This is a genomic window from Mesorhizobium sp. ZC-5, from assembly GCF_025753855.1.
Classification (GTDB): Bacteria; Pseudomonadota; Alphaproteobacteria; order Rhizobiales; family Rhizobiaceae; genus Neomesorhizobium.
This window is the reverse complement of record NZ_JAOWPT010000002.1, coordinates 913,040-926,619: the sequence shown is the minus strand read 5'-3', so window position 1 is coordinate 926,619 and position 13,580 is coordinate 913,040. Positions and strand designations below refer to the sequence as shown.

The following is a 13,580-nucleotide window of genomic DNA, read 5'->3' as shown; positions in this document are numbered from 1 at the left end:
GAACGGCAATGCCGGATTCAGCGCTGGCGGACCGTCAAGGCGGCGGGCCACCGCCCCATGTGAGCAGGCTTGTGCTCACGGAGTTCCGCAACTATTCGAGCCTTTCGCTCGACCTGGAGCCCGGCGCGGTTGTTTTTACCGGAGAAAACGGCGCCGGAAAAACCAACCTGCTGGAAGCCCTCTCCTTCCTGACGCCAGGGCGCGGGCTGCGTCGCGCAAACTACGGCGAAGTGGCGCGCGAGGGCAGTGATGGCGGTTTTGCAGTCCATGCCGAGGTTACCGGCCCAATGGGCGACTGCACCATCGGCACCGGCACAGCCGGCACCGCCGTCGATGGTGAAGCAGGGCGCCGAATTCGCATCAACGGAGCGCCTGCCAGATCGGCCGAAGCCTTGCTGGAGTGGCTGCGCGTCACCTGGATCACACCATCAATGGATGGGCTTTTCACCGGACCTGCCGGGGATCGCAGGCGTTTCTTGGACCGCCTCGTGCTCGCCATCGATCCAAGCCACGGCCAGCGGGCGCTCGATTATGAAAAGGCGATGCGCGGCAGGAACCGGCTGCTCGCCGAAAATTCCCGCGACAGCGCGTGGTTCGATGCTATCGAAACGCAAATGGCCGAAACCGGAACCGCGATCGCTGCCGCGCGCGCGGAACTTGTCGGCTTGCTGACATCCATGATCGCGCGTTTGCCGGAGGGCAGCCCGTTTCCCAAGGCCGTAGTCGCGTTGGCGGGCTCGCTTGAGGAGGCGGTCGGCCATCGAGCCGCAGTCGATATCGAGGAAGGCTTCCGCAATCGCCTGGCCGACGGGCGCGACCGCGACCGCGCCGCCGGTCGCACGCTCGATGGCCCGCACCGGTCCGATCTGCTGATCCGCCACCTGCCCAAGGACATGCCGGCCGAACAATGCTCGACCGGTGAGCAGAAGGCGCTGCTTGTCGGCCTCATCCTCTCGCATGCGCGGCTTTGCGGCGAGATTTCCGGGCTGGTTCCGATCCTCCTGCTCGACGAAATCGCCGCTCATCTGGATGCAGGCCGGCGAGCTGCATTGTTTTCCATCCTGGACGAACTCGGCTGCCAGGTCTTCATGACGGGGACTGAAGCGGCATTGTTCACGGCGCTACAGGGGCGGGCACAATTCCTTGCTGTCGACCACGGGCGGGTTTTTGCCGCCGATGACGCCTGACAAGGGCGGCCAGGGTCACTATGTTCCGGTAATGAACCGACACGAGGCCACCGCCCTTTCGAGCGAAGAACTGGAGCGATACGCAAGGCACATCATCCTGCCGGAGATCGGCGGGAGCGGCCAGCAGAAGCTCAAGCGTGCCCGCGTGCTGGTGATCGGAGCGGGTGGTCTCGGCGCGCCCGTGCTGCAATATCTGGCCGCCGCCGGTGTCGGCACCCTCGGAATAGTCGACGACGACGCTGTTTCGCTGTCCAACCTGCAGCGGCAGATTGTTCATGCAACGCCTTCCATCGGTACCGCCAAGACGGATAGCGCTGCCCAGACCATCAAACAGCTGAACCCAAATGTGCATGTCGAAACCCACAAGACCAGGCTCGACGCCACGAATGCGCGCAAACTGGTTGCGGAGTTCGACATCGTCGTCGACGGTTCGGACAATTTCGATACCCGCTATGCCGTTGCGGATGCGTGTGAAGCCGAGGGGCGGCCTCTGGTGCACGCGGCGGTAGGGCGGTTCGACGGCTCGCTTACAGTTCTGAAACCTTTCGAACGCGGCCCGACCGGAGAACCCAACCCATCGTATCGCGATCTCTTTCCCGAAGCCCCGCCCGAGGGATTGGTTCCTTCGTGCGCCGAGGCTGGGATTGTCGGCGCCTTGACCGGCGTCCTGGGAACCTTGCAAGCTATGGAAGTGATCAAGCTGATCACCGGTATCGGCGAACCTCTGGTTGGCCGCCTGCTGCTCTATGACGGGCTGGCCGCGCGGTTCGACACCGTTCGCTACAAGAAACTCAAATGAGTGCCGCTGCGCGCGAAAATATCCGTACCGAACGGATCGACCAGCGGTTCGAACGTTGGGAGGAGTTGCTCGATCTCATCCTGCGCTCGTTCGCCTACATGGATGGTGTGATCGACCCACCCTCCTCGGCACGCCGTCTCACGGTACCTGCGCTGAAAGAAAAGGCGTTGCGAGAAATCGGCTTCGTCGCCGTTGAGGAAGACCGCCTGCTCGGCTGCGTTTTCGTCAACGAGCGCGTTGACGACTTCTACCTCGGCAAGCTGGCGGTCGAGCCACAAGCGCAGGGTTCGGGAATTGGCCGAAAACTTCTGGAGATCGCTGAATTTCAAGCAAGAAAATCCGGAAAACCGGCCATAGAATTGCAAACAAGGGTCGAGCTTTCGGCGAACCAGGACACGTTTCGGCATTTTGGCTTCACGGAGGTCGCCCGTACAGCCCATCAGGGATACGACCGTCCAACTTCGGTAACCATGCGGAAGGCCCTTTCTTGAGCCTGGAGCTGTCACCGAACCAGCGTAGCGTCGCCGCCGGACGTGACGGCGATGGCGCAGCGATGGCAATGCGCATTGTTGCCGAAGCGGGTCGGCTGCTGGCAGCGCGGTACCTCATACCGATCCAGTCAGCGCATATCGATGGAGCGCTCTATCACGGCGATTCAGGCACGCTTTTCGCCGAAAAGCTGGTCGCCGGGGGTGCCAGGGTTTCCATTCGTTCCACCCTGAACGTCGGCGCCCTCGATTTGACGGGCTGTTCGCGCGTTCTTCTTGAAGAACCACAGCGAACGATGGCGCGGCGCATGATGGATGCCTATCGCAAGCTCGGCTGCGAGCCGACATGGACCTGCGCGCCCTATCAGGCCGGGCATCGCCCTCAAAAAGGCACCGATGTCGCATGGGGCGAATCCAACGCAGTCGTCTTCTGCAACTCGGTGCTTGGCGCCCGCACCAACCGTTACGGCGATTTCCTCGACATTGCCTGCGCAATCAGCGGGCTGGCTCCTGACGTCGGATTGCATCGATCGGAGAACCGCCATGCAAAGCTGGTCTTCGACGTCAGTGGACTTTCAAGGGCATTTCTCCAATCCGAGATCGCCTGGCCGATCCTGGGGACGCTCTACGGGCGCGAAACGGGCAGCACGGTCGGCGTAGTCCTAGGAATACCCCAACACCCGGGTGAGGACCGGTTGAAAGCTTTCGGAGCGGCAGCCGCCTCATCCGGAGCGGTTGGCCTGTTCCATATTGCGGGCGTCACTCCGGAGGCGCCGGATCTCGACGCCGCGCTGGGCGGCCAGCCTCCCGAAACGACCATCCACGTAACACCCGACATGGTCAGAGACGCCAGGGCGCATTTGTCGACTGCCACCAAACCCGACGAGGTCGACGCAGTTGCCATAGGCAGTCCACATTTATCGGCCGAGGAATTCAAGCAGCTCGAACACTTGATCGCCGGACGCAAATTGCGCGTCCCCATTCATGCCTGCACCGGGCGCCACACCATCACCGGGTTGCAGGAGAGCGGCGCACGCAAACGGTTGGAGGAATGCGGCGTCGTCATCGTCGCGGATACCTGCGTGGTCGTCACCCCGATCCTGCCCAACAGGGCTGAGGGCGTGCTGATGACCAACTCCGGCAAGTTTGCGCAATATGCGCCGGGCAACACAGGCTACGGCGTCCTCTACGGTTCGCTGGCCGATTGTGTGGAGAGCGCCGTGTCCGGCAAGCCGACAGTTACGGGCATGGCCATATGACCGCGCTGCAGGCCAAAGTGCTGATCCCAGGCGGCCCCGCAAGCGGGAGAGCCCTGGTGCTCGACGCGCCAATCAGCTTCTGGGGCGGTGTCGACCCTCGGTCCGGGAGCATCGCCGATGTCCGCCATCCGCAGCATGGTGTAGCCATCGGCAACCAGGTGCTGTTCCTGCCGGGTACGATCGGTTCGTCGTCGGCGTCCGCCGTGCTCATGGAACTCGTGCACAATGGCAACGCCCCGGCGGCGATCATCCTGCATGAGCCTGATGCGATCCTGCTGCTGGGCCTTATCGTCGCGCGCGAAATGGGGTGGCCGACACCCCCCGCCCTGCAACTGGATCGCATGCGGCATGCCGAATTTTCCGGATTTGAGGTCGTGGTTTCCGACGAAGGGGGCGTTTCAGTACGCCGGTAGGCGTATCTGCCTCAAACCCGATTCGGCAAAACCCGGTCTGGCGGCCGGTGGCCATCGAAAAATGTGCGGATGTTGATGATGACCTTCTCGCCCATGTCGATACGGCCCTCGATGGTCGCCGAACCCATGTGAGGCAGGAGCACGACCTTGCCTTTGTCGACCAGCTTGACAAGCTTCGGATTGACCGCCGGTTCGTGTTCGAAGACGTCAAGGCCGGCGCCGGCGAGCTTGCCGTCCTGCAGCATCTGGATCAGCGCATCCTCGTCGATGATATCGCCACGGGCAGTGTTGACGATGTATGCGGAAGGCTGCATCAGCGCCAGCCGTCGCGCTGACAGAAGATGGAATGTGGCGGGGGTGGACGGGCAGTTGACCGAGATGATGTCCATGCGGGCCAGCATCTGGTCAAGGCTCTCCCAATAGGTTGCCTCCAATTCATCTTCGATGACCGGCGCCACGCGGTTGCGGTTGTGGTAGTGGATCGACAAGCCGAAGGCTTTTGCCCGTCGTGCCACCGCTGTGCCTATGCGTCCCATGCCGACGATGCCCAGGCGTTTGCCCCAGATGCGGCGCCCAAGCATCCAGGTCGGCGACCAGCCTACCCATTTGCCATCCGATTTGAGGATATTGGCGCCTTCGGTGAGCCGGCGTGGCACCGTCAGCAGCAACCCCATCGTCATGTCGGCGGTGTCCTCGGTCAACACGTTCGGCGTGTTGGTGACGGTCATGCCTTTCTTGGCGGCCGCCCCGACATCGATGTGGTCGACACCGTTACCGAAATTGGCGATCAGCTTCAGATTCGGCCCGGCCTGGGCGATCAATGCGGCATCGATGCGGTCGGTGATCGTCGGCACGAGAACATCGGCCTCTTTGACCGCCGCGACCAACTCGGGCTGGCTCATCGGACGATCTTCAACGACCAGCCGGGCATCGAAAAGCTCGCGCATCCGCGTTTCCACCTGATCCGGCAGCTTGCGCGTGATGACGACGAGGGGCTTTTTCCTGCCGGCCATTGTTTCCTCGAAATCCGGGTCTTGTTGAGACCTCTTTAACCAAGACAGGCGAAACTTGAAACCATCTCCGGCTTCCCTTTCTCATGTAACAAGCGGTGCGGCCGAAGACAAAGAAAAAGGCTTCCGAGCCGGACCGGCAGAACCCGGTCAGGCGTGAGTAGAGGAATGAAGGTGTCTGGTTTCGCGTCGCTTTGCCGGGTCGTCAGCGCGGCCATGTTCGGTCTTGTCGTCATTTCTACGGGCACGCTCACAAGTGCAATCGCGGCGGCACCCGCCGCGCCGGAGGTCACCCGCGGGCCAAGCGGGCTGCAACTGCCACGTTTCGTCAGCCTGAAATCCGGGCGCGTGAACTCGCGTATCGGACCGGGCGTAAATTATGCGGTCGGCTGGATGTACATGAAGTCCGGCCTGCCGATGGAGATAATCCAGGAATACGACAACTGGCGCCGCGTCCGCGATTCGGACGGCGTGGAGGGCTGGATAAACCAGTCGCTGCTGTCTGGCCGCAGGACAGGCATTGTTGCGCCATGGCAAAAAGGCAAGCAGACCCAGATTTCGCTGATGGCAGAACCTGGCAGCGGCGCGGGCGTCGCGGCCATCCTCGAACCGGGCGTTATCGGCACGATCAAAACCTGCAACGGCGAATGGTGCGAAATGACCTTCGACGGCCATACGGGTTGGGTCAGCCAGTCGCTGGTCTGGGGTGCTTACCCGGGCGAAACCGTCAAGGACTGACGCGGGCCGTCAATCAGCCTCGTCCGATCCGGCCGAGATGTGTGTCGCGAAAATCCGATAAATGCTTCAAGCCGTAACCCATCGCGCGATCGATGCCGATATGCGCGAGCCAGATCAACCCGATGCCGATCAAGGTCGGCGCCGCTGAAAAATAACCCGCCACGACAATGGCAAGCGGCCAGACCGTAATGTGGGCAGCGTTGTAGCAATGTGCGCCGATTCGCGGCCCTGCGAGATAACCCAGCATCGAAATATCCGGCACGAGAACAAGAGCGGCGAACAGCAGCCAGCTTTGTCCGCTCATTGCATAAGCCACGATCGCGGCTGCAAGAAGCGCGGCACCCTCAATTCTAAGCAGGATTATCGGCATCAGGCGGATACCGAAAAGAAGCGCTACCGCTTCGGCCGCAGCCGCACGATGATATCCACATTGGCAATCTCCATCCCTTCCGGCGGCTCGGGGAGGTTGATCACCTTCACCGGCCCGCTGGCGATGTCGAATACCTTGTTCTCGCCTTCGACGAAGAAGTGATGATGGTCGCTGGTATTGGTGTCGAAATAGGTCTTTGACCCCTCGACAGCCAGAATGCGCAGCAAACCAGCGTCCGTGAACTGGTGAAGCGCGTTGTAGACAGTTGCTAGCGAAACGGGAACGCCGGCGGCTAGCGCCTCCTCATGCAATTCCTCGGCCGACAGATGTCGGTCACCCTTGGCGAACAGCAGATCGGCCAGGGCGACGCGCTGGCGCGTCGGACGCAAACCCGCGTCGCGCACCCGCCTGTCTACGGCAATTCTGTCTTTTGGATTGACCGATACCATCAAGCCGAACTGTTTCCCGCTGCCTCATAAAAATACGCAAAGCATATATTTTCATCCTGACATATATTCGGTCGCCGTCCAGCGATCAATAGCGGCACATTGACCCCAGCAGGCGGGCACGTTAAGCGCAGACGGCGGTTTCCGGCGGGAAACGGACTGTGGTAGTGAATTACCGAAACGATAACAGGGTGCGGTTTCCGAGCACCGACGGGATGGGAAAATTCTGATGGCGGAACAGAAGTCCAGCTACGGCTATGAGGATCTGCTCGCGTGCGGCCGTGGTGAACTTTTCGGCCCCGGCAACGCGCAGTTGCCCGCCCCGCCGATGCTGATGTTCGACCGTATCACCGAAATTTCGGAGACCGGGGGCGAATTCGACAAGGGCTTCATTCGCGCCGAGTTGGATATCAAGCCGGATCTTTGGTTCTTCCCGTGCCATTTCATCGGCAATCCGGTTATGCCTGGCTGCCTCGGCCTTGACGCCCTCTGGCAGATGACCGGCTTCTTCCTCGGCTGGCTCGGCGAGCCAGGCAAGGGCATGGCGCTGTCGACCGGCGAAGTCAAATTCAAGGGCATGGTGACGCCGAATACCAAAAAGGTGGAGTACGGCGTCGATTTCAAACGCGTGATGCGCGGCAGGCTGGTGCTGGGCATCGCGGACGGCTGGCTTAAGGCCGATGGCGAGACCATATACAGAGCCACGGACCTCCGGGTCGGCCTCGCCAAGCAGGAAGCAGCCTGACCGCAGGCACGTGTAGCCACGAAGGAGCACTTATGAGACGCGTCGTTGTCACGGGCCTGGGTATTGTATCATCCATTGGGAATAGCGCGGCCGACGTCACCGCTTCGCTGCATGATGCCAAGTCGGGCATCAGCTTCTCCAGCGATTTCGCGGAGCACGGCTTCAGGTGCCAGGTGTGGGGCGCGCCAAACCTCGACATGACCGAACTCGTTGACCGCCGGGCAGCCCGCTTCCTGTCACAGGGCGGCATGTGGAACCATGTCGCGATGAAGCAGGCCATCGCCGACAGCGGACTGGAAGAGAGCGATATTTCCGGCAACCCGCGCACCGGCATCATCATGGGTTCGGGTGGCCCTTCCACGCGCACCATCGTGGAAGCCTCCGAAATCACGCTGAAAAACAACAGCCCCAAGCGCATCGGGCCTTTCGCGGTGCCTAAGGCGATGTCTTCCACAGCCTCGGCAACGCTCGCCACCTGGTTCAAGATCCACGGCGTCAACTATTCCATCTCGTCGGCTTGCTCGACATCGGCGCACTGCATCGGCAACGCCGCCGAGATGATCCAGTGGGGCAAGCAGGACGTGATGTTCGCCGGCGGTCACGAGGATCTTGACTGGACGATGTCCAACCTGTTCGACGCCATGGGCGCCATGTCATCGAAATACAACGACACACCCGCGACCGCTTCGCGCGCCTATGATGCGACGCGGGACGGTTTTGTCATTGCCGGCGGCGCTGGCGTGCTGGTTCTCGAAGAACTCGAGCACGCAAAGGCACGCGGCGCTAAGATCTATGCAGAAATCGTCGGATACGGCGCCACGTCGGACGGTTACGACATGGTAGCGCCATCAGGCGAAGGTGCGGTGCGCTGCATGCGCCAGGCGCTGGCGACGGTGAAGGACGATGTCGACTATATCAACACGCACGGCACCTCGACGCCGGTTGGCGATTCAAAAGAAATCGCCGCCATCAGTGAAGTCTTTGGCAACAAGATACCGCACATCCAATCCACCAAATCCTTGACCGGCCACTCGCTCGGCGGTGCTGGCGTGCAGGAATCGATCTATTCTATCCTTATGATGCAGGCGGGCTTCATCGGCGAGAGCGCCCACATCACCGAACTCGACCCCGAATTCGAAGGCATGCCGATCGTGCGTAAGCGCATCGACAACGCCAAGATCGATACGGCCCTGTCGAACTCCTTCGGCTTTGGCGGCACCAACGCCACGCTCGTCTTCCAGCGATACAACGGCTAAGGCTTTCTTCATGGACGGATTGATGAAAGGCAAGCGCGGCCTGATCATGGGAGTCGCCAACGATCATTCGATTGCCTGGGGCATCGCACGCAAGCTTGCCGAGCATGGCGCTGAAATGGCTTTCACCTATCAGGGCGACGCATTCGGGCGGCGTGTGAAACCACTGGCCGAGAAGGTCGGCGCATCGCTGGTGTTGCCCTGCGACGTGGAAGACAGCGCATCGATCAACTCGGTTTTCGATACACTCGCCGGCGAATGGGGCAAGCTCGATTTCATCGTTCACGCTATCGGCTTTTCGGACAAGAACGAGTTGAAGGGGCTTTACGCCGACACCACCCGCGAAAACTTCATCCGCACGATGGTGATCTCCTGCTATTCGTTCACCGAAATCGCCCGCAAGGCGGCAGCGATGATGAATGATGGCGGGTCCATGGTTACGCTCACCTATGCCGGCTCGGTGCGGGTGATGCCTAACTATAATGTCATGGGCGTTGCCAAGGCAGGGCTGGAAGCAAGCGTGCGCTATCTTGCCAACGATTATGGTCCGCGCGGCATCCGTGTGAACGGTATTTCAGCGGGTCCGGTGAGAACATTGGCCGGCGCCGGCATTTCCGATGCGCGCTACATGTTCTCCTATCAGCAGCGCAACGCACCGCTCAGGAAAACCGTCTCGCTCGACGACGTCGGCGGGTCGGCGCTTTATCTTTTGTCGGAACTTTCGGGCGGCGTCACCGGCGAAATCCACTATGTGGATTCGGGCTATCACATCGTGTCGATGCCGACCCTGGAAGAGCTGAAGCGTACCGACGACGGCAAGGAATAGCACGCGTCGCGTCGCAAGCGCTTTAACGCGTTGCCGACAACACCTTGAAGCCGCCGTCGCGGGCAATTTCCTTGTGGCCACCGAACTGCCCATTGAGCACCGCCTCGTAGGGCAGCGCAGTGTTTGCCACCATCAGCAGCCTCCCGCCACGCCGCAGCGCGGCTGCCGCGGCCTTGATCATGCCTTGCCCGATTAGCGGATCGGCCGCACGAGCCTTGTGGAAGGGCGGGTTCATGACGATGGCGTCGTAGTGTTCGGCGACCTTCTCGCCGAGAAGGTCGTGCCAGAAGAAGTTTCTTGCAGCCGAATGACCCGCTTCGGCGAGGTTGAGCTTCGCGGCCTCCAGCGAGGCGAAATCCGCCTCGTAAAGATCGATCTGCTTCACGCCAGGCGCCCGCCGCAGCACTTCGGCGGCCAGATATCCCCAGCCCGCGCAGAAATCCGCGACTTTGCCGGAAAGGTCGGCAGGCAGGTTTTCCGCAAGCAACTCCGATCCGGTGTCGATACGGTCATGCGAGAACATCCCGGGCATGGTGCGGAAGCGGCCCTCGACAAGCGTCTCGCCATTGCCCTCGCGAAGCGCAGCCAGGATTTGGGCAGCATCCTCCGGACGGCGGAGCCAGAATGCGATGCCATGATATTTTGGCATCTGGCCTTCGAGTTCCATCAGACCCGCAACGCGTTTGCGCAAGGAGGCGATGCCATCCTCCTTGCTTCCGGCGACGACGATCAGGCCATCTGAGTTCACCCGCTCGATTGCATCCGCGATGCGGTTTTCATTTTGCCCGCGATGCCTGCCGACGAGAACCAGGGCAGCGTCGAACCCATCCCCTTCGGGCGTCGGTGTGACACGGAAGCCGGAGGCCAGAAGCGAGCGGTAATCGGGCCGAAAACCCTGGACAAGCGCCAGATCGGCTTGGAAGCCGGTAGTCAGCCGAAATCCAGGTTCGGTCCCCAGGAAAAGCACCCGGTCACCGGGATTCGGCAAGGCGATCTCACCCGTCTCGAGCGGATGAAACAGTGTCTTGAGTGCTTCGTGCGTCATCGCGGAAACCGTACCCGGTCAGGAATTCGAAGTGAACGCCGCAAAGAAAACGGGCGCCGCCTCGCGGCAGCGCCCGTCGATCTCATGCAGTCCGGATCAGGCGGCGTCTTCTTCGCCTTCGGTCTTCTTCTCGCGGACGAGTTCCTTGCCGGTGGTCTGGTCGACAACCTTCATCGAAAGGCGGACCTTGCCGCGCTCGTCGAAGCCCATCAGCTTGACGAATACCTTGTCGCCTTCCTTGACAACGTCGGTGGTCTTGCCGACGCGCTCGTTGGACAGCTGCGAGATGTGGACGAGGCCGTCCTTGGGACCGAAGAAGTTCACGAAAGCGCCGAAGTCGGCGGTCTTGACGACCGTGCCTTCGTAGATCTCGCCGACCTCCGGCTCAGCCACGATGGTGTGGATCCACTTCTTGGCCGCCTCGATCTCCTTGGCGTTGGACGAAGCGATCTTGATGGTGCCGTCATCCTCGATGTTGATCTTGGCGCCGGTCTTTTCGACGATCTCGCGGATGACCTTGCCACCGGTGCCGATGACGTCGCGGATCTTGTCGGTCGGGATGTGCATGACCTCGATGCGCGGCGCGAATTCACCCAGTTCGGCGCGGGCACCGGAGAGGGCCTTGCCCATTTCGCCCAGGATGTGCAGACGCCCATCCTTGGCCTGGCCGAGCGCGACCTTCATGATCTCTTCGGTGATGCCGTCGATCTTAATGTCCATCTGCAGCGCGGTGATGCCGTTGACAGTACCGGCCACCTTGAAGTCCATGTCGCCGAGATGATCCTCGTCGCCGAGAATGTCGGAGAGCACAGCGAAGCGTTCGCCTTCCTTGATCAGGCCCATGGCGATGCCGGCAACCGGCTTCTGCAGCGGAACGCCGGCATCCATCAGCGCCAGCGAGGTGCCGCAAACGGTCGCCATCGAGGACGAGCCGTTGGACTCGGTGATCTCGGAGACGACACGCAGCGTGTAGGGAAACTGTTCGGCAGCCGGCAGCATCGGCCGGATGGCGCGCCAGGCGAGCTTGCCGTGACCGATCTCGCGGCGGCCCGGCGAACCCATGCGGCCGGTCTCGCCAACCGAATAGGGCGGGAAGTTGTAGTGGAGGAGGAACTTCTCCTTGTACATGCCGGTCAGCGAATCCACGTACTGCTCGTCCTCGCCGGTGCCCAGGGTGGCGACGACGATCGCCTGGGTCTCGCCGCGGGTGAACAGCGCCGAGCCGTGCGTGCGTGGCAGGATGCCGACTTCCGACTCGATGCGGCGCACGGTCGAAAGGTCGCGACCATCGATGCGGGAAGAAGTGTCGAGGATGTTCCAGCGAACGATCTTGGCCTGGAGTTCCTTGAACACCGAGCTGACCTGCTCGCTGGTCCATGCCGGATTTTCGGCGCCTTCCGGCAGCAAGGTTGCCTTGACCTTGGCCTTGGCGGCGTCGACGGCCTTGTAGCGGGCCTGCTTGTCGACATTCTTGTAGGCGGCGCGCAGCTCGTCCTCGATCAGGCCGAGCATCGTTGCTTCAAGTTCAGAATAGTCGGGTGCCTTGAAGTCGCGCGGATCCTTGGCGGCGACTTCGGCAAGCTTGATGATCGCGTCGATAACCGGCTGGAAGCCCTTGTGACCGAACATGACGGCGCCGAGCATGACATCCTCGGGCAGCTCTTTCGCCTCGGATTCCACCATCAGGACGGCTGCGTCGGTACCGGCGACCACCAGGTCGAGCTTCGATTCCGGCAGCTCGTCGACATGCGGGTTCAGAACATATTCACCGTTGATGTAGCCGACGCGAGCACCACCGATCGGGCCCATGAAAGGAACGCCGGAAAGCGTCAGCGCAGCAGAGGTGGCGACGATCGCCAGGATGTCGGGGTCGTTTTCAAGGTCGTGTTGGACGACGGTGACGACGATCTGCGTGTCATTCTTGTAGCCGTCGGCGAAAAGCGGGCGGATCGGGCGGTCGATCAGGCGGGAAACCAGCGTTTCCTTTTCGCTCGGACGGCCCTCGCGCTTGAAATAGCCGCCCGGGATCTTGCCGGCAGCGTAGGTCTTTTCCTGGTAGTTGACGGTCAGCGGAAAGAAATCGAGGCCGGGCTTGGGCTCCTTCATCGAAACGACGGTCGCCAGAACGACGGTTTCGCCGTAGGTGGCGAGCACTGCGCCATCAGCCTGGCGGGCGATCTTGCCGGTTTCGAGAATGAGCGGACGTCCGCCCCATTCGATTTCCACTTTGTGGTGGTTGAACATGTCTTGTCCTTCATATGCGGGAAGGCCGCGCCGTATTCCACCGCGCGGATACCCCTTCCCTCAGCTTCGTTGTCGGACGAGCCACGGGCAAGACAGCGGGAAACTTGACTGGCACGGCGCGGTTCGGCCCCAAGTGTCCTGCAATCCTGCCCCATGACCTGCCCATGGGCGGCTCCGGCTGCCATCATGGACAGGACGGAACCTCGTCTGGCACGACCCCTTCGGAATTTGTTCGGGGCGATGCCGTGTGGACCGCTCGAACGAGCCTGTCCGGAAGTACAATCGGCGGGCCTCCCGAAAGAGACCCACCGATCAAGTCTTAGCGGCGCAGGCCGAGCTTTTCGATCAGCGTCGAGTAGCGGCCTTCGTCTTTGCCCTTGAGGTAGTCAAGGAGACGGCGGCGCTGCGAAACGAGTGCCAGAAGACCACGACGGGAATGGTTGTCCTTCTTGTGGTCCTTGAAGTGCTCGGTCAGGTTCTTGATGCGTTCGGAAAGAATAGCCACCTGGACTTCCGGAGATCCGGTATCACCCTTGGCGGTTGCAAATTCGGTCATCAGCGCCTGTTTACGCTCTGCAGTAATCGACATCGTGCTTTTCCTTTCTGCTTTTTCTAGGAAACGGGACGCCCACGGCCGGGATGTCGTCCAGCGGGGGCCGGTGTACATGGCGCAGCTTTGCGCGATGCTGCGGCGCATATAGTGGAATTCAGAGGAAAAAGCCAGCTGCAATTCACAACAGGAATTTATCCGGCTTCA

Annotated in this window: 15 protein-coding genes; 9 read left to right on the top strand and 6 right to left on the bottom strand. The window is 61.3% G+C overall.

Features of this window, described 5'->3' with window-relative positions; genetic code table 11:
* Positions 1 to 8: 8 nt before the first annotated feature.
* Genes recF through OHD58_RS07835 form a run of 5 tightly spaced genes read left to right on the top strand, consistent with a single transcriptional unit; the run spans position 9 to position 4,146 of the window.
* Positions 9 to 1,187, top strand: a complete 1,179-nt coding sequence (gene recF / locus OHD58_RS07855; RefSeq protein ID WP_263802542.1) for a DNA replication/repair protein RecF — start codon at positions 9 to 11, stop codon at positions 1,185 to 1,187.
* Positions 1,188 to 1,218: 31 nt separating this feature from the next.
* Positions 1,219 to 1,986 (top strand): molybdopterin-synthase adenylyltransferase MoeB, encoded by a 768-nt coding sequence (locus OHD58_RS07850; protein ID WP_263802750.1) that lies wholly within the window; start codon positions 1,219 to 1,221, stop codon positions 1,984 to 1,986.
* Positions 1,983 to 2,477 carry a GNAT family N-acetyltransferase gene (locus OHD58_RS07845; RefSeq protein ID WP_263802541.1) on the top strand — a complete coding sequence of 165 codons (495 nt, stop codon included), beginning with the start codon at positions 1,983 to 1,985 and terminating at the stop codon, positions 2,475 to 2,477. The genes OHD58_RS07850 and OHD58_RS07845 overlap by 4 nt, the downstream gene beginning before the upstream one ends.
* Positions 2,474 to 3,733: an aconitase X catalytic domain-containing protein gene (locus OHD58_RS07840; protein ID WP_263802539.1), complete on the top strand. Its 1,260-nt coding sequence runs from the start codon at positions 2,474 to 2,476 to the stop codon at positions 3,731 to 3,733. The genes OHD58_RS07845 and OHD58_RS07840 overlap by 4 nt, the downstream gene beginning before the upstream one ends.
* Positions 3,730 to 4,146 carry an aconitase X swivel domain-containing protein gene (locus tag OHD58_RS07835; protein WP_263802538.1) on the top strand — a complete coding sequence of 139 codons (417 nt, stop codon included), beginning with the start codon at positions 3,730 to 3,732 and terminating at the stop codon, positions 4,144 to 4,146. Before OHD58_RS07840 ends, OHD58_RS07835 begins: the two co-directional genes overlap by 4 nt.
* A gap of 11 nt (positions 4,147 to 4,157) precedes the next feature.
* Here the strand turns inward: OHD58_RS07835 and OHD58_RS07830 are convergent, their stop codons facing one another.
* Entirely contained in the window at positions 4,158 to 5,159 is a 1,002-nt protein-coding gene (locus OHD58_RS07830; protein WP_263802537.1) for a 2-hydroxyacid dehydrogenase, read from the bottom strand.
* Positions 5,160 to 5,330: 171 nt separating this feature from the next.
* Between OHD58_RS07830 and OHD58_RS07825 the strand changes: the two genes are divergently transcribed.
* Positions 5,331 to 5,894 carry an SH3 domain-containing protein gene (locus OHD58_RS07825; protein WP_263802536.1) on the top strand — a complete coding sequence of 188 codons (564 nt, stop codon included), beginning with the start codon at positions 5,331 to 5,333 and terminating at the stop codon, positions 5,892 to 5,894.
* A 13-nt stretch (positions 5,895 to 5,907) separates the two neighbouring features.
* Here the strand turns inward: OHD58_RS07825 and OHD58_RS07820 are convergent, their stop codons facing one another.
* Positions 5,908 to 6,264, bottom strand: coding sequence for a DUF4260 domain-containing protein (locus tag OHD58_RS07820; RefSeq protein WP_263802534.1), 357 nt, complete (start codon positions 6,262 to 6,264; stop codon positions 5,908 to 5,910).
* 23 nt (positions 6,265 to 6,287) lie between these two features.
* Positions 6,288 to 6,713 carry an iron response transcriptional regulator IrrA gene (irrA, locus tag OHD58_RS07815; RefSeq protein WP_263802533.1) on the bottom strand — a complete coding sequence of 142 codons (426 nt, stop codon included), beginning with the start codon at positions 6,711 to 6,713 and terminating at the stop codon, positions 6,288 to 6,290.
* 226 nt (positions 6,714 to 6,939) lie between these two features.
* Between irrA and fabA the strand changes: the two genes are divergently transcribed.
* The 3 genes from fabA to fabI are packed head-to-tail and all read left to right on the top strand — an operon-like array spanning position 6,940 to position 9,534.
* Complete coding sequence (gene fabA, locus OHD58_RS07810) at positions 6,940 to 7,455, top strand: 3-hydroxyacyl-[acyl-carrier-protein] dehydratase FabA (protein WP_263802532.1); 516 nt, start codon at positions 6,940 to 6,942, stop codon at positions 7,453 to 7,455.
* 32 nt (positions 7,456 to 7,487) lie between these two features.
* Positions 7,488 to 8,711, top strand: coding sequence for a beta-ketoacyl-ACP synthase I (gene fabB, locus OHD58_RS07805; RefSeq protein WP_263802531.1), 1,224 nt, complete (start codon positions 7,488 to 7,490; stop codon positions 8,709 to 8,711).
* Between the two features lie 10 nt (positions 8,712 to 8,721).
* Positions 8,722 to 9,534 carry an enoyl-ACP reductase FabI gene (gene fabI / locus OHD58_RS07800; RefSeq protein ID WP_263802530.1) on the top strand — a complete coding sequence of 271 codons (813 nt, stop codon included), beginning with the start codon at positions 8,722 to 8,724 and terminating at the stop codon, positions 9,532 to 9,534.
* A 22-nt stretch (positions 9,535 to 9,556) separates the two neighbouring features.
* On the opposite strand, the gene OHD58_RS07795 is transcribed toward fabI, so the two are convergent.
* The 3 genes from OHD58_RS07795 to rpsO form a co-directional block, all read right to left on the bottom strand.
* Positions 9,557 to 10,579, bottom strand: coding sequence for a class I SAM-dependent methyltransferase (locus OHD58_RS07795; protein WP_263802528.1), 1,023 nt, complete (start codon positions 10,577 to 10,579; stop codon positions 9,557 to 9,559).
* A gap of 96 nt (positions 10,580 to 10,675) precedes the next feature.
* Entirely contained in the window at positions 10,676 to 12,823 is a 2,148-nt protein-coding gene (gene pnp / locus OHD58_RS07790) for a polyribonucleotide nucleotidyltransferase (RefSeq protein WP_263802527.1), read from the bottom strand.
* Between the two features lie 319 nt (positions 12,824 to 13,142).
* Positions 13,143 to 13,520, bottom strand: coding sequence for a 30S ribosomal protein S15 (gene rpsO, locus OHD58_RS07785; RefSeq protein WP_318528242.1), 378 nt, complete (start codon positions 13,518 to 13,520; stop codon positions 13,143 to 13,145).
* Positions 13,521 to 13,580 lie beyond the last annotated feature (60 nt).